The sequence below is a fragment of the Pedobacter steynii genome (assembly GCF_001721645.1).
In the GTDB taxonomy this organism is placed as follows: Bacteria; Bacteroidota; Bacteroidia; order Sphingobacteriales; family Sphingobacteriaceae; genus Pedobacter; species Pedobacter steynii_A.
In genome coordinates this window covers 3,405,844-3,427,427 of the sequence record NZ_CP017141.1, presented here as the reverse complement: position 1 = coordinate 3,427,427, position 21,584 = coordinate 3,405,844, and the positions used below count along the sequence as shown (strand labels likewise).

The window sequence follows — 21,584 nt, the reverse complement described above, 5'->3', positions numbered from 1 at the left end:
GTTGCTTTAAACCGTTAGGACGTCGAAATCATACGGTTTATGGACATTAAATTCGTTCCCTGCCCTTCCAGGCGGGGAATGTTTGTTTGTAGACAACCTTACATAGCTTTCCTTTCCTGATTTGTGCTGTTAATTAATCGAGACATTCCGAGAGGTTATGTTATATTTAAAATGGCCTGTTGCTGCCAATACTTTCATGATCTTATTCAGTGGAACATCAGCCTGTAGTACGACTGAAATCTTTTCTTTTGCTTTTCCTTTATGCTCAAAGCTGATTTCCACGTTATACCAGCGTTCCAGTTCTGTAGTGATCTCTTTAAGGGATTGATTATGAAAGACCAGACGGGCATCTTTCCAGCCACTGATCTCATCGATTTCCGTATTTGCAGTTTTTATCAGCCCCTGATTATAGGTTACTTTTTGTCCAGGGTTCAGAACGGCCAGGGACTTACCAGTCTGTCCTGTATAGTCATCTACCCTTACTTTTCCAGTCGCCACTGCTACGGTTAAAGGACGGCTTCTGAATGCATCAATTTTAAAGGAAGTTCCGAGTACTCTAGTTTGTACTTTTCCGGTATGGACAATGAAAGGTTTCTTAGCATCTCGTGTGACTTCAAAAAAGGCTTCACCTTCGAGTTCAATCTCCCGGGAATTTGCATCAAACTGTTCAGGGAAAGTGATTCGGCTACCGGCTCCAAGATAAACAGCGGAGCTGTCTGGCAACACAATCCTCGAACGTTGCCCGCGAGGATTTAGAATCTCACGCATGGCGATCTGCTCCTCTACCGGAGTTTTTTTATATTGGAGAATTCCATAAGTACCCAGGCCGAGAAAGATGACAGCCATTACAGCAGCGTATCGTAAATAGTTACGTTGTTTTATTGAACGGACTGTTCTCTCATCTTCTTCCTTTTGCTGAAAATGCTGCATTTCTTCAGCCTCCAGTTTTTTATAAAACTGCTGCAGCTTTTTCTGCAGGTGTAGCTGAGCTGTATTTTCTTCTGCTTCCAGCCCTGTCCAGTTTTCCGACAGCAGCTCGTCAAAAATTTGTTGTGTACCCGGAACCAACATCAATCTCTTTATCTCCTTCATCTCTTCAGGAGTACAATTGTGATTGAGGTATTTTCTAATCAGGGTTTTATCTTTATGCTCTGGCTCCATTCTTATTGTCCTTCATGATGTAAAACACCATTATTGAGGGACACCACCTATGAGGTGTAAAAAAAATCGATAATTTGTATGGGAAAGGAGAAAACTGAAAAAAGGGCGATTAACCCAACAACAAGCTAATTAGTATAATCAGGGTAAAGTCAGCATGTTCTTTCAATTGCTTGCGAAAAAAGCTCAAAGAAGCGACCATATAATTTTCTACCGTATTGACCGATAAGTCCAGATTTCTGGCAATCTCCGAATAGGTCATATTTTCTTCTCTGCTCATTTCATAAACCTTTTTGCGCTGAGGGCTTAACTGGTTTAGCTTCTGACGATAAACCTGCTCCAGTTCTCTACTATCCAGTTCATGGTCAGCAGACCTTGAGGTATGGTTTAGATCTTCTGAAACCAATTCCAGAGACACAGTATTCAGGATCTTTTTACGGTGATGGTTATAGATGGCATTCTTTACAGAACGATAGAGGTAAGCCTTGAGATTATCTTCAACCGCTACCTCTCCTTTTGTCTTCCATAGACCAAGCATGACATCCATGGTGAGTTCTTCAGCAACCTCTGCTTCTTTAACATTTTTTAAAGCATAGCCATAAAGTGGGTCATAATAACGCTTAAAAAGAACATTATAAGCGGAAGTATTTCCCCGACTATATTTTTCCAATAAAATTTTATCCCCTAATGATGTAATTGATTTTGACATGCCTGTACCAAAGAAACTCTTTGAGGCAAAAATAGGAGCTGAAATCCGTGGGTATATTAAGGGAACATTAACTTATAAAGAAGTGGCGGTAACAATAATAATGGACTACCTGGTGAGAAATATCATGGATATTAAAAAAACCGACAGCTCATTTTAAAAGAGTTTTAGCCGTTCGGTTAAGTTTATATACTATTAATTTTAATTGCTAACAGTAACACCCATATTGGCAAAAATGGTAGAGCCAAAATCGGTTTCTCCAACAAGGCAAATAAACTGCTGACCTATTTCACCAAAATCTGCTCCACTCAGTGTGATAAAAGTTTTGCCATTGACAGGCGCCGAAGCATAAAACTCCAATCGGGGATTTCCCATCACCACCCATCTGAGGTCTGTTGCATTTCCAAATACTACATTTGCAGTATACTCGTAAGGACCACCAGTCAGACTAACATTACGGAGACCAGTCATATTAAGCACTGCCTTACTTTTTTTGACGAGTGTCTTTTTAGATTCTGTTTTTCTCTTTGAACCAGCATCATTATCTGCATTCTAATTTAATGAACCTATCAAAAAAAATAGGGACAGGCATACAATTACAGTCTTTTTCATTTTTTTTAACATTTAAGAGTTGGTTAATAATTATTGACATATAATTTAGCTAAAATTATCATAATAAAACAAATAGATACTAAAACAGCTAAACTCAGAAAAATAAATTATTTACAATTATTAGATCATCTTTAACAGATATCACTTCAGTGGTCTTTACAGGCATTTTTGATAAAAAACCAATATAATGTTCATCATCCTCAACATGAAGTATATCAGGAAATTGTCTGACGTAGAACCAACCAGGCCCCAACAAATGTATCTCCTTAAAAATGAGGAACAAACAACAGAAACATCAATCAAAATGGACTTACAGATACGATTTCGCACTGAAACATCTTTACATAAAGATATCATGATATCAAAACATATTGACGCATTGGCATCCAGACACCTATACATATATAAACCGTAAATAATTAAGATATCAATACATCTCAGCACTTAGGTATCAACATATCTATAATATAAAGATATATTGATATATAAATCTCAATTTTACCCTAAAACACTACTTTGAGCTATAAATCGCAATTTTAAATTGCTAAAAACTAACCATATATAGAATATATCTAGACATAATGAATCAATGAAATAAACATATCAATATATCTTAGTATCATTGTGTTCTTGTATAAAGATATATTGATATGAAGATTATTGCTATAATAAACCATAAAGGTGGTACAGGGAAAACGACTTCCACCCTAAATATTGGCGCTGGATTAGCGCGTATAAAGAAGAAAACCTTATTGGTTGATATTGATCCTCAGTCGAACCTAACGGAGGGCTTAGGATTCAGGGATGTAAAAATTTCAATCTATGATAGTATAAAAGATGATGTAGCACTACCTATAGAATCTGTTTCAGAATATCTGGATATCATCCCCTCTTCTCTCGATTTATTAGGGGCAGAAATAGAATTGGTTTCCAGACTTGGCAGAGAAACCATTCTTAAGAGGCTGTTAAAAAGCGTCGAAGGAAAGTATGATTATGTATTGATTGATTGCGCACCGGCTTTAGGAATGCTTACCGTCAATGCATTGGTTGCAGCCGATACCGTAATGATTCCTTTAGAAGCTGAATATTTCGCCTACAGAGGAATAGATCGTTTGATCTCCATCATTTCGGATGTCAGGACACACTATAATGAAAACCTGACTATTGGTGGAGTATTCATTACTAAAATCAACCCTAGACGTGTCATCACAGAACAAATTACGGAAAGCATCAAGAAATATTTCAGTGATAAATTATTTGAAACTTCTATTAGGGTTAACGTAGCGTTGGTAGAAGCTCAGCTTAAAGGGGTAGATGTATTTGAATATGCCCCGGTATCAAATGCAGCAGTAGATTACGCGAATCTGACTGATGAAATAGTAGAAAAAATATAAGAATTATGGCAAAGAAAAACTTAGGTGACATAGAAGACAATAATAAAAACTTAGGAGGTGTATCTGCCCTATTTAATTCTCCGGCAAAAGAGAATCCTGCCAAAGCTGAAAAACCTGCAGCGGTAGCTGAAGAAGAAACGGTAACCTATCCCCTGAGACTTAAAAAGAGCTCACTAAAGGCATTAAAAATTCTCGCTGCCCAAAAGGGTGTTACCGTAAAAGAATTGATTCTTTCAGTAGTAGATAAAGCTTACGATTTATAAATCTGCTGCAAAAAATATGATATATAGAAATCAAGACATCTATATATCACAATAAAAGCTGTTCGTTTTAGAATGGAGCAGCTTTTATTGTAACTCTAAAGGAGCATCACCATTATTTGATGAGGTTTCTGCTGGAAATATATGGAACAATCGGATAGATATAATCCTCCATATTTACACCCAGTTTTTCGGGAGAAGATCCTACGAAAACCGTTTTCTTCCCCTGAATGGTAATTCTATCTTTATGGTCAATTTCGATCATCGCCCAAAGTGGATCCTGATATGGAACCGTATATTTAATATTCGGATGCCCTTTATCTATCGCCTCAGAATAACGTATTTCTTTAAAATCATCCCCTAACCATTGATAAGAAGCACTGTTGATCTGCACATAGTGGATGTCGTTAATGCGGTTATAATAATCCTGATGGTGATGCCCGCTCAGCACCAGGATCACCTTTTTCCAACCAGCCTTTTGGTTTGCCTGCTCCAGTGTATATCTCAGCAAAGTACCATTTTCTAGACCACCGGAATCATTATCAAGTCCCTGATGACAACAGATAATCACCGGTAACAAAGTTGCCTCGAGATCCTTTTTCAACCAGTCTATTTGTGTGGTAGAAATAAACCTTGCATAACCGACAGGACGCGATTTACTTTCATTATGTTCATTTCCATTGAGGACTACAAAATGAAAACCATTGCGGTCAAAAGAATAATATTTTCCTTCAGCTTTCCAGAAATCTACTACCTCATCAGGTTTAAATCCGCCATCCGTATCATGATTTCCTATCACGTGATATTTAGGGCCCTTAAATTGATTCCACACTTCCATTAAAGGAGTATTTGTTTTTTTAGGCATACAAAAATCACCCATCTGGATAATGAAATCAGGTTTTTTCTTATTCATATCATCAACGAAAGCAGATAAGCGTTCAATACCATCGTGCATAATATCGTGATGCAGATCTGCGATTACGCCAAAGCGAACCCTTTTTTCCGCAGGCTGTAGTTCAGGATAGCGAGCCAGCAGAAATGTCCCTCCTGCAAGTCCGGTTTTTGTTAAAAATTCTTTTCTATTCATTTGTCTATGTTTAACCTGGATTTTTAAGCTTCATATTTAATGTATTCATGATCAAAACTGCCATCATCGTAAAGATTAAGCAACGTATATCCTGGTACAGTCTGTTTATATGCACTTTTTCCATCATCCCCAGGCTCCCACCAAAAACCACTGGTTGCCCCATTACATAAATAGGTAACATCATTATACCAAACCTTATCCAATAGGTGAATATGTCCACTTAAACACACCTTGACGTTTTTATTTTTATTGAATAGGTCGATAAACTTCATGATATCGAGGTGATTATAACTACCACTGATCTTAAAAGGTCCTGTTGCATCCGGTTTGCTGTCTGTAATTCCTGTACAACTCAATAGTGGATAATGAGACATAATCAGGATCGGTTTACCCTGACTATTCTTCTCTACATCACCAACAAACCACTTCCACTGTGTTTCATCCAGCATCCCAGGACTGGTAGGATGATTGCTGTCCAGCATTATAAAATGCCAGCCATTGCGGTCAAAACTGTAATAGTTGTGTGGCATGTCCAACATCTTCAACACTCCGGGTTTCCCATACATTTCATCACCTTTTCCCTGCCACCACATATCATGATTCCCTAGAACATGGTGCATTTTGATATGGCCAACAACCTTCACTGCGTCTTTCCAGCAAGCCCATTGTTCCAGCACCCTTTCTTTTTTTATGTTTTCATAATCTGCAGCATAGATAGAATCTCCACCGTTCAGAATCAGGTCAACTTTATCATTTTTGATTCTTTCCAGACATTTTTTAAACCGCTGCACCGCATTATATTCTGGTCTGATGTGTACATCGGTAATGTGTGCGATTTTTAAAACCTTCTTCTTTTTCGGGATTGCAGCAAGGGAAGGGCTGACAGCAACGCCTGTTAACGCAATGGTTCCGGTTGCAAGGCCTAACTTTTTAAGTAAATCTCTTCTTTTCATTTGGTTGTGTGTTTCCTGTAATTAGCATAGCGGATCATTTACATAAAATAAATGATTACAAATACTAAACAAAAGTTTGATTTAAATCTACTCGTTTTTAAGATAAAAAAGAATAAACAACAAAAAAATCGCACATATTCAATAAATTAAAAGCACATAATGCTCAACTGCACTTTCTTAAAGGAAAAGAAACAACCCGACACCGAACTAGAATTAAACATAAATACTAAACATTAGTTAAATCAGATTTTCATAAAAAGCCCTGATCATCTTTCCAGGTACAGTAAGATAACCAGGGCTGCTGGCACTAAAAATTTGATACAATTAAACTACAAACTCAACTTTACACCTACTTGGCCACGAACACCATACCGTTCTACCTGCGAAGGGCGCTCGGGCACACCGAAATAATACCGATACTCCGTATTCAATAAATTATTTGCCTCTGCAGACAGCATTAGTTTCTGGCTGATGCGATAAGAAAGATTGGCATCCATTGAAGTATTTTCACCAAAATACTCGTCTGCATTTGCAGTATTGCCATGAGTTACAATATTATTTCCTTTATGATTTAAAGCTACTCTCGCCTGTACTACTTTATTTTCGTAAAACAACGCCACATTAAACAGATTGTTAGCTTGTCCGGGGATGCGCACTTTTTCGGCTCTGTCCGGAATAGTCATTCTGGAACGGATAAAGGTATAATTGGCACTTACACCCAACCCACCAAGCATTCCGGGAAGGAAATCCAGCTTTTTGCTCAGGCCCAATTCAAAGCCCGCAACCCTTGCATCTGCTCCATTTTGATCCTGAACTACTCTTGCATTTTGTTTACCCTCAAATTCTTCATAAAATTTAGAGTCAGAGAAGATTGGATCCTTTACATTTTTATAAAAAGCTCCTGCCGTAATTGCGCCTACATTTCCAAAATAGTATTCTGTCATCAGATCCAGGTTATAAGACTTAACAGGCTTTATTAGTGGATTTCCATAATTAAACCTATTTTCTTGTACCGCATACGTACCTCCCGCAACCAATGAACCAAAATCTGGCCTGGCAAAGGTTTTCGTTGCTGCAATCCGAACATTTACGTGATCATTTGGAGAATATTTTAAATGGAGCATCGGTAAAAGCACAGTATAGTTATTGGTTTTAATTTGAGGTGTTAATTTCCCTTTGTAGTTTGGCTGGCCTGCGACCGCTTCATACAACCAACCTTTTACTTTAAGATCTGTATTTTCGATCCTTAGTCCACCGATCACCGTCAGTTCTTGTGACGCTTTCCACGTTCCCATAACATATCCCGCGCTTTGCTTTTCATACACATCAAAATTGGAACCTGTTTGTACTCCGTTTGCAAGCAGGGAAGACCCAGTGGAATCAACTTTCAGGTTAGCTCTGTATTTATTGAAAAAGTTATCTGTTTCCGGTATCGACATGAACTCAGGGAATATTCCCATAAACTGATTACCGAATTCTTTTGCATAATCATTAGCATAAGGCTTATCTACCAGGTTGAAACTGGTGTATTCCGGAGCTGGCATTGTTCCCCCCTTACTGTCCCATATCCAGGTTGGCAACTCATACCTTTCAGTACGTAATTTATCTCTGTATTTTAATCCTGCCTTGAATTCAAAATCAGAACTGATCTTGTTCTTAAAATTTACCTGAGCCACAACACGATCTGTTTCATTGATGTGATGAAGCTCCATTTGTACGGAGCTGAAGGTATATTTACTGGCATCATTAACCGCATCCTGCCCTGGGAGATGAGTCTGAGGAGAGTTCGGATCAACATCACCACCATCCACCTGATAGGCAGCATATTTTCCATTAATCAGATTCGTATATCCAACTTTATTCTGGTCGTATTGAACAATATAATAAGAAGGAAAATCTTTGTTTGGGATATCCCCATAGTTAAAGTCGTTGTTATAATGTGAGATCTTAAAGTCTAAGGTTGAGTTTGTTCCTAAACTGAAATCACCACCTACATCTCCACCAAACAAACGTGTTTTTAGGATGTTATGGATATTCTGCGCCTCAGCACGATCTTTTTCATAGCGCAACCGTAGTTTATAATGTTTCTCATTGTCATTTAAAGAACCATACATTCCTCTGATATAGATTTTGGAATTTTCAGCCAGTTTATAATCTGCGGCTCCATTAAAGCCCATCGTACGACGACGACCATAGTAATCACGCAATTCCATGCGCGCAATATTCTGACCAGCAAAACGAGGTTCATAGTTGTCTGTTGCCCACTGTCTGTTCCAGATAGATCCATTTACCAGGAAGCCAAATTTATCGTTCTTACTGCGATTGCCATAAAGTACATTCCCACTAAAGGCAGCACCGTCGGCTTTTGCGTTATAGCCGCCACCCAAAGAAATGTCGAAAGTCTCCTTATCCGGAGAAGTACGGGTAATAAAATTAACATTTCCTCCTAGCGCATCTCCTTCCATGTCCGGAGTCAGTGCCTTGGAAATTTCAACAAACTGAATCAGTTCAGTGGGGAAGAAATCGAATGCAGTGGAGCGTGAAGTTGTTTGTTCCTCGGCCGTCGGAATCCTGTCGCCATTAATACTTGAAGAACTCCATTCGGATGGTAAGCCTCTCAGGGAGATGAACCTTCCTTCACCCTGGTCTCTTTCCAAAACAACACCAGAAACCCTTTGAACAGCTTCACCCGCATTACGGTCCGGTAATTTTCCAATTCCATCTGCCGCAATCACATTCACGATTCTTGGACTTTCCTTTTGCATGTTTAGTGCCCTGGCCTCACTTCCTCTTCTGGAAGATGATCCGCTTACCCTAACCTCAGTTAGGTTATTTTCATTAGAGCTGAGTAGCAAAATACCGAGATTGGTAATTTCTCCGGCCTTTACGGTCACTTCTTTTGACAGTGGCTTGTAGCCAATAAATTTTACCAATAAAGTATAATCTCCGTTGGCAACATTTGAGATTCGGAACTCTCCTTTTACATCTGAGCTGGAAGCAGAATTATTACCTTTCAGGAAGATGGAAGCACCGGGAAGAGGCCCTGTGTTATCGGTGATTTTACCAGTTAATGCCCCTTTCTGGGCAAACGCCATACTGCCAAGCAATACCAGCGTACAAGAGAGTAGAAATTTTAGTTTCATCAGGCTTTTTTTCGTTGTTAATCGATATGCAAACCTAAGCTGATGTTTAGCATTAATTACTATTGTATACAAATAGTAAACAAACGATAACAATACCTTAACACAAAAAGAAAGCTAAAAAAGGACTCAAAATGAGCAGGAAAAAGAAGTTGATGAGAAAGCTACGGAGAATTAATATAGCTAGGGCATTGTTGTCGGGCGGATCTTTTTTTCTTTCAGATAAGCCAGTAACAATGTATTCAAGTCTTTTGGTTTAAGGTAACCAGAGAAACGATATTGTACCTTATAATTAGTATCCAGAATAAACCACATGGGATAAGCAAAATCTTTATTACCCTTTCCTAACGCTAATGCCAACTCATGCATTCCTGTACTTGGTCCGTTCGGTTTAAAATGATACTGTTCATGATTAAAAGAGATCGTTTCTTTATTTTCTGCGTTAAGCTTAAGGTAATACAGCTCTTTTCCTAATAAAGAAGAAAGTTCTGCAGACTTCTTTATTCCATTCTCCTGCATCATACAATAGGTACACCAATTTGTATATACATGAATGAGAATGGGCTTTGGATCTTTCGCCAGACTGTCTGAGAGCGATTCGAAAGAAATCGCGACATCCTTTTTCTGTGGAAATCCCATAAAAGGCAAAAAAACCAGTAACATCACTAAATAAAGTCTATTCAAAATCATGCGCCGCTTTTCTTTGATGGTGATCTTTCACAATTTTTAATGCCTGTTTCAATTTTGAGATTTCCTTAAGCAGTTCGCTTGCTTTCTTCCTATCCTTAAACATCAGGTTCTCCCTTCTGATCAACACTTTTCTGTTCGATATTTCCGTCTGAAGTACTTTTATTGCAATTTCCATAATTCATGATTTAATTAAATAAGTGCCCGCAATTACAGGCACTTAAAAGGAAACCTATGGCTTTTACCTGCGTTACAGATGAGCTTCCAATATCTTTATATACCTCCTACCTTAAACAGCCTAAGTATATTTAGTCAAATCTAAATAAAATAACAATACAACTAAAACAAAAAGTTAGATTAACCTAAATATTGACAGAATATTGCTTTTTACGTATTTTACACCACATTAAAAACATCAGAACTATGGGATATGACATCAGCTATCATCCAATAAATGAAACAGAGATTAAAGAATGGTATTTTGACGTACTCCAGGATCCGGCCTTAATTTCCGGCATTACTTCCCAATATCAGGTAGAAGAATTCTATAAGGAAAAATATCAGCAGGTAATTAATATTGGTTCAGGAACAAAGTCAGATGATTCATTTGAACGCTCGCATGGCTATTACATCGCAGTTATCCAGGGTTTTCTCCGTAAATACTATTATACGAGAGGCGCTGCCTTCTCTTTTTTACTGGAAGAAAGACCATATTTTGAAAGATATACCCAAGATTTAAAAACCATAGTTCCTCCTCACATTACCACACCAATCAGCAACCGAATTGTACAAAATTACAGTTCAGGTGTTTTTATTCCCGCCGCACAGGTGATTCAGCTGCTTTCAGATTACGAGCATGATCCAGCTGTCCGGGCAGACCTCGATGGCTTTTTCTCACAAGGCAGAATCCGGATTTTCCGCAAGGCATTAGCAGATGCCAGACAACAAGACCTTGGTCTGTTTGAAGCAACAGAAGTGGTAGAACCCAATCCACTAGACCTTAATGACTCGGCCTGTTATTCCAACTTACTCAATTGTGATCAGGAAGGGGCCTATTTATTCCGGGAAGCTGCAATCGAACAACTGAAAGCAATTGAAGAGCAAAATAACCTGAAATCCGGAGAAATAACCGATCATGCAGAACGTATTGTCATAAACACAGCGGAATCAGAAGAGAAAGAAAAGAAAGGTTTTTGGAAAAAGCTATTCAGCTAATTTAGCTCATTTATAATGCTAGTAAAGTCATCTTTTTATTTAAGCTTGATCCCCTGCACAGGTCTTCCTGATTAACCCGATATTTGCCATTCGTCAAAAAGTCCGTTTATCTTATGCAAAATCTGAGTTCCAATACATTCGTCAATAACTTTACCGAAAGCTTCGCAGGAGACCAAAGCGGGAACCCTCAACCAAGACAAACCCCTGGAGTATTATATAGTAAAGTAATGCCAAGCCCGGTAAGAGAACCTCGATTACTAGCCTGGACGGAAGATCTTGCCGCGGAGCTGGGAATAGACAAGCCAAATGAAAAGGATATAGACTTACTTGGGGGAAACTTTGTTAATCCTACAATGCAGCCCTATGCCGCCTGTTATGCCGGGCATCAATTTGGTAACTGGGCCGGACAACTAGGCGACGGAAGAGCAATTACCCTGGGAGAATGGCCCTTGCCATCCGGCAGGTCCTGGGAACTGCAATTGAAAGGCGCCGGCCTTACCCCCTACTCCCGTAGAGCGGATGGAAGAGCTGTACTCCGGTCGTCCCTAAGAGAATACCTCATGAGTGAAGCCATGTATCATTTAGGTGTACCCACCACAAGAGCATTGAGTTTGGTCGCTACAGGTGATCCGGTAAGGCGTGATATGTTTTATGATGGAAGGCCTGCAAATGAACCAGGAGCGATAGTGATGCGTGCAGCGTCCAGTTTTTTGCGTTTTGGGAATTTTGAAATGCTTGCCGCAAGAAAAGAATATGATCATTTAAGACAACTGGTGGATTGGACGATTGAGCGGTTTCACCCTCATATCGATGGAGCAGATAAAACCCTAATCTGGTTTGAAGAGGTTCTGGAGAAAACGGCAACAATGGTTGTAGAATGGCTTCGTGTAGGTTTCGTACATGGAGTGATGAATACAGATAACATGTCGATTCTGGGATTGACGATAGATTATGGACCTTTTTCATTTCTGGATGCTTATGATCCGGATTTTAGCCCGAATACTACTGATCATCCTGGACTTCGTTATGCTTTTGGCAAACAACACTCTATCGCGTACTGGAACCTGGGCTGCCTGGCAAATGCCATTGCCCCTTTATTTGAAGATACCGCAGATCTGATCAAGACACTGGAAAGCTTTGCTCCTGTCTTTTATGAAAAATATTATGCAATGAAGGCCGGAAAAATGGGACTGGATAACGTATCGGATCATGATATCGAGCTGATTGATCAGTTTGAAAATCTATTGGCAACCGTACAACCGGATATGACCATTTTTTATCAGTTGCTGATTGAATTGCCGGAAGATATGGTTGATGAACCAGCTATTGTCTCTCATTTTACCCCCGCTTTATATAACCAGCTCAATGATGCGGACCGGGTATTGCTGAGTAAGAACATCAAAAATTATCAAACCAGAATGGCTTCAAATAAGATTTCAAGAACTGCAGCTCAATCACAGATGACAGCAAACAACCCAAGGTTTGTCCTCAGGAATTTTCTGCTTTATCAGGCAATACAGGATCTGGAAAAAGGAGACAATGGGCTTTTCAAAAGATTACAGACTGCATTACAAGATCCCTATTCTAAAAATCATGATGAGTTTTTTGGATTGAGACCTTTCTGGGCGAACGAACAACCTGGAAGTGCCACATTATCCTGCAGTTCATGAGATTGAGCCGCACTGCTTTTAATTTATTTGCCAAACAACAATCCAATAGTAACAAGTATCCAAAAAACAAGACCTATTACCACCAGGACAGTTTGCCTTGTACTTAATCCCGTATCTTCATAGCTGCGTATTTCAGAAGATTGTTGCAGGCAGTAATTTAAAGTTCTAAGGTAAGGCAGGAAAAATAAACAGCTTAAGGTATTAATTAGAAAAAAGGGCGGAGGAAAAACCGAACATAAGCCCGCTCCGATAATTAAAATATAACTGATTACAGGAAAGCTGCGACCTTGATATCCTTCCTGTTTGCCGAATCGTTGAATTTTGTTTAACAAGGATAGCATAAAAAAAACATTAAATACGACCCTCATTGCAGGATTTGCATTGGATCCTTCCTTCTGAATAAAAAAGGTCCAGCTCTTATAAATCCACCAAATCGGATAGAAACCAAAAGTTAGTATACTTAATAATAAGAATTTTGATTCTTTAATAAGATATTGAGGCTCGATTTCAAAGTTATAGTGAGTTGATTGATCTAAATAAACAGAATTGTCCTGAGGCGTCATTTAATTAAGGTTTTGATCAAAAGTAAACATAAACCCAAACAGATTAGATAAACTTCCAGGAAGTTTATTTAATTTCACCAATAATCAAACCGTGCTCCATATGGATAGAAAGAAAAAAAAGCTGGCTGCAAGCAAATCCGCGGCAAATGTGGAACAGCAACGTAAAGCTTTAAAAGAGCGATTCATGGACCGCATCAAAAAATTCATCGTACTCATAGGTGGCCCTGAACTGTTGGCCAAGTTTCCTCCAATTTTTATTCATCACCTATACGGAGTCCGGTATCCGGTACTGAAAGCCAAGGCTGCTCCAGGATCAGAGATGTCTAAAACGCGGGTGGTTCAATTTAATAAATTGATGTACCAACTGATGGAAGGTGTTGACCTTATACTGCCTAATGGAAATACGGTTCCATTAAGCTGGTATCTTTCTGAAGGACTGACACTGATCGATTGTGTGGGTGAGACCGATGTAATCGCCAATCCAGATTTATTGGAACTGAAAACATATTTTACACCATATCTGCACGACAGCAAAATGCATCGGGAGCTTCAGGATGATCTGGTTGATCTCGTTACCCATACCTGCAGGCTTCTGGCGGATTACAATGACCGTATTTATAGTGCAGATCTATCCATGACTCCTTACTTCGCCAGATTTAACCCACAAAACGACATCATCATCCATGAATTAAAACCAGAAAAGCATCAGATTATGCTGGAAGATGGTGTACGTAGTGCAATACGTCTTGGCTGGGCTTCCCCAGATTTAACCTGGGAATACTTTAATGTCAAACCCTCAAAAATTGGCTTTAAAACAGTGGGATTAGACATTCCTTTACAATTGTACATTACCTTTCATACTCTGGACAGACTTAGAGAAAGAGTCAACATCACTCCTGGAATCATGCATGAAATTATGCTGCTTACATTTATACAGGATAAGATTCCACACCGCTGGAGCGGAAATGAAAGCCATGTAGATTTTAAAATAGCGGATCATAAAGTAGGCTATTTTGTAGTGAGGTTACATGGTGATAAACTGGTTGTTCGCACTTTTCTCTTTTTAACCAACAGTGGTACATTTGAAGGAGAAAAATTAGGTCGCCTCCTGAGCATTAACAAAGTTGACAAGGAATATTTAAAGATTGATACTCTTCCTACATTTAATTCCTATCATATTGATCAGAATGAAAGGCTGAGTAAATTATTCAAAGATGCCGGTTGCGGATCTTTATTGCAATTGGGTTATCTTCAGGAATTCACAGCCAATCAGATCAAAGACAAAGATCCTGAATCTATATTACAATACCTGGCCGATGCCCCATATTTTAGTAAACAGCTTATTCAGAACGAAAATGAAAGTATTGACTCCTAATAATCAATTGTTTTTCTACTTTTACCGCATGAGAAAACATGTATTTGCAATAATAGTTCTACTCACTCTAGCCATTTCTTCTCATGCGCAAAAATATCTACTCGCCAATGAAGAGGTTATTTTTTCGTTTAATACCAAAAACAACAAATATGCAGTATTAGCAAAAGATAAAGCCAATGCCTATATCGTTTACCGCTTTGGTACCCCTCAAAAGATCGAATTTGAATTTCCTGAAAAAACTAAAGACAGCTGGTCAAAATTTAACTACTCTTTTTATTTCAGAGGTGGCGGAACACAAAACGATGCACTGGATCTAAACTATGTCCATTTCAAGAACAAGGGATATAAGTATACTATTTATGATAAAACACCTGAGACAGGCATACTGATCACCAATCTGAAAACAAATAAGGAAACAGATATCGAAGGAAAGCCTAAAACCCGTAAAGGCAATTTACAGGACTTCAGAGGCAATGGCTTACTAAAAATTACAGAATAGCATAAAAGTCTTCCGCTGTCAAAAAATTGAATATGATGAAAACAACGACATTACTATCCTTCTATTTGATCTGCATTATTGTTTTTTCCTCCAATGTTCTATTTGCACAACTCAGAAAAGATTCAGTTTCATTGTTTAGCAATAAGGATATGACGTTAGTTAACGTACTCGCATCCGAAGAAACCTACTTGGGAAAAAGATCGTTAAAAATAACAGACAACGGAAACAATACCGAACTGAAATTTCTGAAAATCGGTAATTTAAATTTTTCTAATGGGATCATTGAAATAGATATTTCCGGAAAACCTGCTCAAACTTCATCAAAAGATGCAAGGGGTTTTGTTGGCATAGCGTTTAGAATTGCCGACGACAATTCCAGGTTCGAATGTATTTATTTACGCCCCACCAACGGAAGAGCAGAAGAACAAGAACGAAGAAATCACTCCGTGCAGTATATTTCCTATCCAGATTTTCCATGGCATAAACTACGGAAAGATTTTCCGGAAAAATACGAATCTTATGTTGACCTGCAGCCTGGAGAGTGGACAAAAATAAAGATCGAAGTGGAGGGAAATAAGGCGAAACTATATGTACATGGAAATTCACAACCAACACTGATCATAAATGATCTGAAACTTGGTACAGACATTAATGGTAGCATTGGATTGTGGATTGGTCCGGGAACCGAAGCTCATTTTTCAAATGCCTATGTTTACAAAAAACAATAGCCTGAAGGGCTTTTAATGCTCTCTATTACTAAAAAAGATATCATCAGCTGAACTAAAAAGCACAACTGATGACGCTGCCTTAATTCGGCTTAACTCATAGAAGGAAAAGAAATTCCTTTAATCTTTCTGAAAAGCTCTACAGCATATAAATCTGTCATTCCTGATATGAAATCAAGCACGCTTTGTATTTTAGAATAAGCATCTGTCTCTTTGGTCAGAAATTGTTTAGGAATCAGTTCTACCAGTTTTTTATGATACTTTGATTCATTCTGGAGGTAAGCAGGAATAAACTCTTCCAGCAAACCACCCATCACCTGGTAACCGGCCACTTCTATCTGAACCACGGAAGAATAGTTATAAATCCTTTTATAAGAAATCTTTTCAATCTCTTTCATCACGGAAAGGAAGGGTTCTTCAATTGCATCCATCAGGCTTCTATTGAAATCACCATTCAGAATGGCTTCCTGTTCCTTAAAAAACACCATGGAACATTGCCAGATCAACGTGCTTATAGACTTTGCCCTCATCAGGGTAATCTTGGCATCATCATCCTCCATTTCAGCTAGCCTAGCTGGCAATTTAGGATCATTACATAAAGGCAATAACAAAGTCTGAACCTCTTCATAAGAAAGTATCTTTAGTCTATGAGCATCTTCCAGGTCAATGATGTTATAACAAATATCATCCGCAGCTTCTACCAGGTATACCAATGGATGACGCTTATAAACTAAAGGCTCATCCTGGACCTTAATCAGGTCCATCTCTAGAGCAATCTTTTCAAACCCACTTTCTTCCGACTGGAAGAATCCATATTTCTTAGTGTAAATATTCTTCTTGTTGTGTCCGGCCAATGAAGCACAAGGATACTTGGCAATAGAAGCCAGGGTAGCATATGTCAATGCAAAACCACCCGTCCCCTTTCCGGCAAACTGATGGGTCAGGATCCTCAATGCATTTGCATTTCCTTCAAAATGAATCAGGTCTTCCCATTGCCCTGGACTTACCTGTGATTGGTATTGCTTACCATCGCCATCAGTAAAGTAATGAGAAATGGCCGACTCTCCTGAGTGCCCAAAAGCAGGATTCCCAAGATCGTGTGCCAGACAGGCAGATGCAATAATATTTCCTATTTCACAAAGCAAAGGACAGGATTCATCGATATTTGGATCGTTCTCTTTGATCTTATTGTAAAATATTGTTCCCAATGAGCGACCAACACTAGCCACTTCCAGACTATGGGTTAAGCGGTTATGGACAAATACACTTCCCGGTAAAGGAAATACCTGCGTCTTATTTTGCAATCGCCTAAACGGTGAAGAGAATATGATTCTGTCGTAATCTCTTTGAAACTCTGACCTCGCTTCTTTCTGATTCCCCGCAAACCTATCCTCATTCCCCCAGCGTTTCGCCGATAATAACTTTTCCCAATTCATATAATGGATTAAAATTTTTGGCCGCAATATACAAATCTCTCGTTTGCTGATCCAATTTCAGGAGCGCCAGAGCAAAAATTCAACATTAATCCGATATCCTGAGCAAGAAATAAAGCTCCTTTTGAAGAAAAATTCCTGAAGAAATAAAAAAAGCTGCATCAGAAATGATGCAGCTTTTTTTATTTGATTAACCCGTTTTAATAGCTGATGGATAGTCCAAGGTTAACAGCAGTACCCCTTCCTTTTGAATAAAACCCTGGCTGCATAAACCATTGGGCCCTTGCTGGGAAGTAATCCTGATTAAACAAATTTTCAACCCCAAGACTCAATCTGGTAGTTTTATTTATCCGATAATTTCCGGCAAAGCTAAATAAGTGATAAGCTTTGACCGCTCCTTCATTACCATTATAAATTCCATTGGCATTTTTCTGGAAACGATTACGTGAACCAATGCCAGTATAGTTAAGGCTAAGTTCCAATAATTTAACAGGTCTGTAAGTAATGATTCCCGTATATTTTGGTGCAGAAATACGTCGGCCATTCAAATACATATCTTCTACATCATCATATTTGCCATTACCATTCAGGTCTCGTTTGCCTTCGGTATAGCTGTAACTGGCACCAAATTCCAATGAAGGCAGCAAAGAATAATTAGCGGCAAGCTCAAATCCATAGATCCTTTCCGGGCTTCTGCTCGTATTAAACTGATCTGTCGCAGCATCATAAACCACTTCTATCCCTAACTTCGAAGTGCTGGTATAAGCAGAGGCAGAGAACGACAACCCCTCATAAACAGTTTCAAAACCTGCTTCGTAATTGTTCACTTTTACTGCATCAGTATTAATTTTATCTATACTTTTAACCTTTGCATCCCTTAATGCAAGACCAATGTCCATTACAGAAAATCCCTGAGAGAAACTTACGAAAGGACTAAATATAGCGTACCTGTTATATTTTAAAGCAGCATTAAAAAGATAGGTTCCATATTTAAGGTTTCCTCCCGTAACGTCAAATGACGGCGTAAGCGTTGCACCGGCTGCATTGGTAGTGCGTAGCGTGCGATAATCATCTACTCGGATATTCACGCGCTCATAGCGTACTCCCGTCTTAAAGATCAGATCTTTAAAGAGATTTAAGTTTGCCTGTGCAAACGGCGCAAGATTGATCATATCCATTGTCGGCACCCAAATTCTGCCGTCTTCCAATGGCTGAGCTGTTTTGTCTTTCATAAAATCCAGTCCATAAGCAACACTTAAATTTATTTGTGATTCTTTAACTATCCAACTTTGCAGGAATAAACGAGCACCTTTCTTATCGTTTGTTGCAAGCGACTGTCCATCTCCTCCGTCAAATCTGCCTAAAGACACATAAAATACATCCTGACGTTTTTGATAAAATGCATCTATATTCAGATTCGTGTTTTTAAACAAACTATCTATCTGATAAGATAAATGGAAATTGTGATTATACTTTACGCCAGTTGGTTTTCCAAGCGGCTTTCCTAAAACTCCCGTCGCCTTCTGACCAGTGGCCAGATTCCCATTTACTAACGTAAAATTGCTATTCTGCAAGCTACTATAGGTGTTATATATGAATTGAACACGTTGATTCCTTGCCGGTACATATCCAATTTTCGCAAATGCATTATAGCTATCCGTTTCTCCTAAACTATAATTAGGGCCTACAACATCACCTTTTGAATCTTTATATTCTCCGGTTTGTTCATAAGTTCCACTGGCCACGTAATCGAACTTCCCGATTTTTCCGTACACCATCTGGTTAAAGCGGCCCCCTGCAGAATTTTTCATGTTTACCAGGGACCCATTCAAGTTTACCTGGGTTTTTCCTGCAAATTTCGCCGCGGTATCAGGGACCAGGGTCACATAGTTAACAAGCCCTCCTGCCGCACCATTTCCATAAATCGCAGTAGCTCCCTTTAACACCTCTACCTGCTGTAAAACGGAAGGATCTATTGACCGAAGGTCCACTTCTGCATTCCTTAAAGGTGAAGATTGACTTACCCCATCGACCATTACCAGCATTGGCCTTCCGCGAAGATTCTGTCCGACATTATTTCCTGTTTGGGCTGTGGGTGCAAACCCGGGAACCTGGTTCGCTAAGATGGTACTCAAATCTGGATTAATAGCCATTTCAGTCTCCAGTTTCTTTTTAGAAATAACACTCACTGAGGAAGTAATATTCTTAATGTTTTCTGCTGAACGGGTTGCAGAAATAATCACGTTATCCAGCGTATTGGATTCTACTTCCAGCGCTAAATTTATGGTGGTATCCCGGTGTAAAGTATAGCTCAAGTTCAGTACCCGATATCCTACTGCATAAACTTTTAACGCAATTGACTGACCTTGTTTTACAAAAAAAGAATAATTTCCCTTATGATCACTTGATGTTTTCGTCTGATGATCAGCAGTAATAGTTGCAAATGGAACGCCCGTTTGCTGATCAGTTATCGTCCCCTGAACTTTAATATTCTGCGCAAAAGCACAGGAAAACGAGACTAATAAAATTGAAAAGAGTAAGTATTTTATCATATAAAGCTTTTTTTGACAAATGTAGAAACATTAATAAGAACTAATCTAAATAACAACAACTCTTTTTATATTTCCCAAATCAGGCTCCAGAAATTTTGCAACGAAAAACTTACCGGATTAAAATCTTTGACATGCTTATATTTACGCTTCAATAAATTTCCAATGACACACACAACTAAACTTGTTTTAGCATTATTGCTTACCGTTACCCTTTCCTGCAAAACCAAAAAGAAGGTCGTTCCAACTACACCACATCCAGTAGAAAAAACAGCCGATACAGAACTGGATAAAATAAAAAAAGACCTACCTCAGGATCAGGTAGAAAGAATCGAAGCAGGTATCAAATTCACCTTCAGTTCAGAGATTCTATTCCCTACCAACTCCTCTATATTAAATCAGGAATCCAAAAAACGGATTGCGGATGTTGCCAGGATAATCGTGGAAAAGGACAAATCAAGAGGAATTCTTATCGAAGGCCATTCCGATAAAACCGGAGAGGCAAAATACAATCAATGGCTTTCTGAAAAGCGCGCGGTTTCAGTTAAAACCTATCTGATTAGTTTGGGAATTAGCGCAGAAAGAATGACAACAGCTGGCCTTGGCGATAGTAAACCCATTGATGATAACAAAACCAAAGAAGGCAGATTAAAAAACAGAAGAGTAGAGATCACTTTATTAAAATAACAGCCTTTCCTGGAAACAATAAAATAGGGTACCTTTTGGGGGTACCCTATTTTATTGTTTCCAGGTGTAATAAACCACCATTCGATTTTACTGAATCTGTTACGGACGTGGTCCTGACGACAATTTCTTTCTCTTTTGCCTTGGGTTTTGATAAAATGCCAACTGCCGCAATCAATAGGATAGTTGCCGCAATAGCGTACCTGTAATGATTACGAAAAGGTCTAATTAGCTGGCTTTTCTTCTTGACCTTTTGATAGATGTTTGCTGAAATATGTGCTTTGGATTCAGTAATCTCAGTGCTCCATTCTGCATGATTATATTCCTCTGTAAAAAAGTTATCCAGCAGATGGTGTTCCGCTTCAGAAAGTTTTTGTTTTTTACTCCTTTCAATCAGGAGCTCTTCTTCCATATCCCCCGCATCCAGCTTCTTTTTCCCATACTCTTTTAGTACCTGATTTTTTGCTGCTCCGAATAAGTAAGACTCAATAGACAGCATATCTACCTCATCCCGTCTCTCCCAAAGATCTGTAAAAATGTCCTGGACAATATTTTGAGCAATATGTTCATCACCCGTCATTCTAAAACAAAAAGCATATAATTTTTCCCAACGATGGATGTATACATGTTCAAAGTTCTTAAGGCCTACCATAAGAGAATTTTATTTGGAAGCGAAGAAACAAAAACAATGTGGTCTGAATTTTATTGAAAGGTTATATTTAAATTAACTTTTTCTGCATTCAGTTAATACACTTTACATTCAACACTGTAGCCTGTTTTCTATCGCAGACCAACCGCTGCAATAAAACCAATAAATACTTAAGTTTACAAGAATCAACATTTGCTTTTTCAATTTTCAAACGTTTTGTTAAAA

General features: G+C 38.7%; 21 protein-coding genes. 9 read left to right on the top strand and 12 right to left on the bottom strand.

The features are described from left to right. Positions 1-129: 129 nt before the first annotated feature. Both BFS30_RS14345 and BFS30_RS14340 read right to left on the bottom strand, forming a co-directional pair. The gene (locus tag BFS30_RS14345) at positions 130-1,161 is read right to left on the bottom strand and encodes a FecR family protein (RefSeq protein WP_069379913.1); all 1,032 of its coding nucleotides are present in this window, start codon (positions 1,159-1,161) and stop codon (positions 130-132) included. 109 nt (positions 1,162-1,270) lie between these two features. Continuing rightward, positions 1,271-1,828: an RNA polymerase sigma-70 factor gene (locus BFS30_RS14340; RefSeq protein ID WP_237028580.1), complete on the bottom strand. Its 558-nt coding sequence runs from the start codon at positions 1,826-1,828 to the stop codon at positions 1,271-1,273. A 37-nt stretch (positions 1,829-1,865) separates the two neighbouring features. Here BFS30_RS14340 and BFS30_RS27745 point away from each other — a divergent pair, with 37 nt between their 5' ends. Then, the gene (locus BFS30_RS27745) at positions 1,866-2,024 is read left to right on the top strand and encodes a hypothetical protein (RefSeq protein ID WP_157262925.1); all 159 of its coding nucleotides are present in this window, start codon (positions 1,866-1,868) and stop codon (positions 2,022-2,024) included. 41 nt (positions 2,025-2,065) lie between these two features. Here BFS30_RS27745 and BFS30_RS14335 read toward each other — a convergent pair whose 3' ends face one another. After that, positions 2,066-2,335 carry a hypothetical protein gene (locus BFS30_RS14335; protein WP_069379911.1) on the bottom strand — a complete coding sequence of 90 codons (270 nt, stop codon included), beginning with the start codon at positions 2,333-2,335 and terminating at the stop codon, positions 2,066-2,068. Positions 2,336-3,126: 791 nt separating this feature from the next. Here BFS30_RS14335 and BFS30_RS14325 point away from each other — a divergent pair. Together BFS30_RS14325 and BFS30_RS14320 are read left to right on the top strand one after the other, a co-directional pair. Further along, positions 3,127-3,870 (top strand): ParA family protein, encoded by a 744-nt coding sequence (locus tag BFS30_RS14325; RefSeq protein WP_069379909.1) that lies wholly within the window; start codon positions 3,127-3,129, stop codon positions 3,868-3,870. Positions 3,871-3,875: 5 nt separating this feature from the next. Then, entirely contained in the window at positions 3,876-4,133 is a 258-nt protein-coding gene (locus BFS30_RS14320) for a hypothetical protein (RefSeq protein WP_069379908.1), read from the top strand. Between the two features lie 112 nt (positions 4,134-4,245). On the opposite strand, the gene BFS30_RS14315 is transcribed toward BFS30_RS14320, so the two are convergent. The 5 genes from BFS30_RS14315 to BFS30_RS14295 form a co-directional block, all read right to left on the bottom strand. Further along, complete coding sequence (locus tag BFS30_RS14315) at positions 4,246-5,217, bottom strand: metallophosphoesterase family protein (protein ID WP_069379907.1); 972 nt, start codon at positions 5,215-5,217, stop codon at positions 4,246-4,248. Positions 5,218-5,240: 23 nt separating this feature from the next. After that, positions 5,241-6,170, bottom strand: coding sequence for a metallophosphoesterase family protein (locus BFS30_RS14310; protein ID WP_069379906.1), 930 nt, complete (start codon positions 6,168-6,170; stop codon positions 5,241-5,243). A 329-nt stretch (positions 6,171-6,499) separates the two neighbouring features. Beyond that, positions 6,500-9,313 carry a TonB-dependent receptor gene (locus BFS30_RS14305; RefSeq protein ID WP_069379905.1) on the bottom strand — a complete coding sequence of 938 codons (2,814 nt, stop codon included), beginning with the start codon at positions 9,311-9,313 and terminating at the stop codon, positions 6,500-6,502. A 180-nt stretch (positions 9,314-9,493) separates the two neighbouring features. After that, a complete protein-coding gene (locus tag BFS30_RS14300; protein ID WP_167353145.1) occupies positions 9,494-9,949 on the bottom strand; it encodes a thioredoxin family protein in 456 nt (151 codons plus the stop codon). 37 nt (positions 9,950-9,986) lie between these two features. Continuing rightward, positions 9,987-10,175: a hypothetical protein gene (locus tag BFS30_RS14295; RefSeq protein WP_069379903.1), complete on the bottom strand. Its 189-nt coding sequence runs from the start codon at positions 10,173-10,175 to the stop codon at positions 9,987-9,989. A gap of 245 nt (positions 10,176-10,420) precedes the next feature. Here BFS30_RS14295 and BFS30_RS14290 point away from each other — a divergent pair, with 245 nt between their 5' ends. Both BFS30_RS14290 and BFS30_RS14285 read left to right on the top strand, forming a co-directional pair. After that, positions 10,421-11,212 carry a hypothetical protein gene (locus BFS30_RS14290; RefSeq protein WP_069379902.1) on the top strand — a complete coding sequence of 264 codons (792 nt, stop codon included), beginning with the start codon at positions 10,421-10,423 and terminating at the stop codon, positions 11,210-11,212. Positions 11,213-11,325: 113 nt separating this feature from the next. Next, positions 11,326-12,882, top strand: coding sequence for a protein adenylyltransferase SelO (locus tag BFS30_RS14285; RefSeq protein ID WP_069379901.1), 1,557 nt, complete (start codon positions 11,326-11,328; stop codon positions 12,880-12,882). A gap of 23 nt (positions 12,883-12,905) precedes the next feature. Here BFS30_RS14285 and BFS30_RS14280 read toward each other — a convergent pair whose 3' ends face one another. Further along, the gene (locus BFS30_RS14280; protein ID WP_069379900.1) at positions 12,906-13,445 is read right to left on the bottom strand and encodes a DUF4234 domain-containing protein; all 540 of its coding nucleotides are present in this window, start codon (positions 13,443-13,445) and stop codon (positions 12,906-12,908) included. 100 nt (positions 13,446-13,545) lie between these two features. Here BFS30_RS14280 and BFS30_RS14275 point away from each other — a divergent pair, with 100 nt between their 5' ends. The 3 genes from BFS30_RS14275 to BFS30_RS14265 are packed head-to-tail and all read left to right on the top strand — an operon-like array spanning position 13,546 to position 16,047. Further along, a complete protein-coding gene (locus BFS30_RS14275; protein WP_069379899.1) occupies positions 13,546-14,820 on the top strand; it encodes a hypothetical protein in 1,275 nt (424 codons plus the stop codon). Between the two features lie 28 nt (positions 14,821-14,848). Next, positions 14,849-15,319 (top strand): hypothetical protein, encoded by a 471-nt coding sequence (locus BFS30_RS14270; protein ID WP_157262923.1) that lies wholly within the window; start codon positions 14,849-14,851, stop codon positions 15,317-15,319. Positions 15,320-15,351: 32 nt separating this feature from the next. Beyond that, positions 15,352-16,047 carry a hypothetical protein gene (locus BFS30_RS14265; RefSeq protein WP_157262922.1) on the top strand — a complete coding sequence of 232 codons (696 nt, stop codon included), beginning with the start codon at positions 15,352-15,354 and terminating at the stop codon, positions 16,045-16,047. Positions 16,048-16,136: 89 nt separating this feature from the next. On the opposite strand, the gene BFS30_RS14260 is transcribed toward BFS30_RS14265, so the two are convergent. Both BFS30_RS14260 and BFS30_RS14255 read right to left on the bottom strand, forming a co-directional pair. Then, the gene (locus tag BFS30_RS14260; RefSeq protein WP_069379897.1) at positions 16,137-17,480 is read right to left on the bottom strand and encodes a deoxyguanosinetriphosphate triphosphohydrolase; all 1,344 of its coding nucleotides are present in this window, start codon (positions 17,478-17,480) and stop codon (positions 16,137-16,139) included. A 197-nt stretch (positions 17,481-17,677) separates the two neighbouring features. After that, entirely contained in the window at positions 17,678-20,029 is a 2,352-nt protein-coding gene (locus BFS30_RS14255; protein WP_069379896.1) for a TonB-dependent receptor, read from the bottom strand. 162 nt (positions 20,030-20,191) lie between these two features. Between BFS30_RS14255 and BFS30_RS14250 the strand changes: the two genes are divergently transcribed. Continuing rightward, positions 20,192-20,713 carry an OmpA family protein gene (locus BFS30_RS14250; RefSeq protein ID WP_069379895.1) on the top strand — a complete coding sequence of 174 codons (522 nt, stop codon included), beginning with the start codon at positions 20,192-20,194 and terminating at the stop codon, positions 20,711-20,713. A gap of 46 nt (positions 20,714-20,759) precedes the next feature. On the opposite strand, the gene BFS30_RS14245 is transcribed toward BFS30_RS14250, so the two are convergent. Next, on the bottom strand, positions 20,760-21,362 hold the full coding sequence (locus BFS30_RS14245) for a sigma factor (RefSeq protein WP_069379894.1): 603 nt from the start codon (positions 21,360-21,362) through the stop codon (positions 20,760-20,762). Between the last annotated feature and the right edge of the window lie 222 nt (positions 21,363-21,584).

Bases quoted from the DNA above. Each gene is read 5' to 3' on its own strand.
- BFS30_RS14345 (WP_069379913.1), bottom strand. From the start codon at position 1,161: ATGGAGCCAGAGCATAAAGATAAAACCCTGATTAGAAAATACCTCAAT.
- BFS30_RS27745 (WP_157262925.1), top strand. From the start codon at position 1,866: ATGCCTGTACCAAAGAAACTCTTTGAGGCAAAAATAGGAGCTGAAATC.
- BFS30_RS14335 (WP_069379911.1), bottom strand. From the start codon at position 2,335: ATGACTGGTCTCCGTAATGTTAGTCTGACTGGTGGTCCTTACGAGTAT.
- BFS30_RS14325 (WP_069379909.1), top strand. From the start codon at position 3,127: ATGAAGATTATTGCTATAATAAACCATAAAGGTGGTACAGGGAAAACG.
- BFS30_RS14320 (WP_069379908.1), top strand. From the start codon at position 3,876: ATGGCAAAGAAAAACTTAGGTGACATAGAAGACAATAATAAAAACTTA.
- BFS30_RS14315 (WP_069379907.1), bottom strand. From the start codon at position 5,217: ATGAATAGAAAAGAATTTTTAACAAAAACCGGACTTGCAGGAGGGACA.
- BFS30_RS14310 (WP_069379906.1), bottom strand. From the start codon at position 6,170: ATGAAAAGAAGAGATTTACTTAAAAAGTTAGGCCTTGCAACCGGAACC.
- BFS30_RS14305 (WP_069379905.1), bottom strand. From the start codon at position 9,313: ATGAAACTAAAATTTCTACTCTCTTGTACGCTGGTATTGCTTGGCAGT.
- BFS30_RS14300 (WP_167353145.1), bottom strand. From the start codon at position 9,949: ATGGGATTTCCACAGAAAAAGGATGTCGCGATTTCTTTCGAATCGCTC.
- BFS30_RS14295 (WP_069379903.1), bottom strand. From the start codon at position 10,175: ATGGAAATTGCAATAAAAGTACTTCAGACGGAAATATCGAACAGAAAA.
- BFS30_RS14290 (WP_069379902.1), top strand. From the start codon at position 10,421: ATGGGATATGACATCAGCTATCATCCAATAAATGAAACAGAGATTAAA.
- BFS30_RS14285 (WP_069379901.1), top strand. From the start codon at position 11,326: ATGCAAAATCTGAGTTCCAATACATTCGTCAATAACTTTACCGAAAGC.
- BFS30_RS14280 (WP_069379900.1), bottom strand. From the start codon at position 13,445: ATGACGCCTCAGGACAATTCTGTTTATTTAGATCAATCAACTCACTAT.
- BFS30_RS14275 (WP_069379899.1), top strand. From the start codon at position 13,546: ATGGATAGAAAGAAAAAAAAGCTGGCTGCAAGCAAATCCGCGGCAAAT.
- BFS30_RS14270 (WP_157262923.1), top strand. From the start codon at position 14,849: ATGAGAAAACATGTATTTGCAATAATAGTTCTACTCACTCTAGCCATT.
- BFS30_RS14265 (WP_157262922.1), top strand. From the start codon at position 15,352: ATGATGAAAACAACGACATTACTATCCTTCTATTTGATCTGCATTATT.
- BFS30_RS14260 (WP_069379897.1), bottom strand. From the start codon at position 17,480: ATGAATTGGGAAAAGTTATTATCGGCGAAACGCTGGGGGAATGAGGAT.
- BFS30_RS14255 (WP_069379896.1), bottom strand. From the start codon at position 20,029: ATGATAAAATACTTACTCTTTTCAATTTTATTAGTCTCGTTTTCCTGT.
- BFS30_RS14250 (WP_069379895.1), top strand. From the start codon at position 20,192: ATGACACACACAACTAAACTTGTTTTAGCATTATTGCTTACCGTTACC.
- BFS30_RS14245 (WP_069379894.1), bottom strand. From the start codon at position 21,362: ATGGTAGGCCTTAAGAACTTTGAACATGTATACATCCATCGTTGGGAA.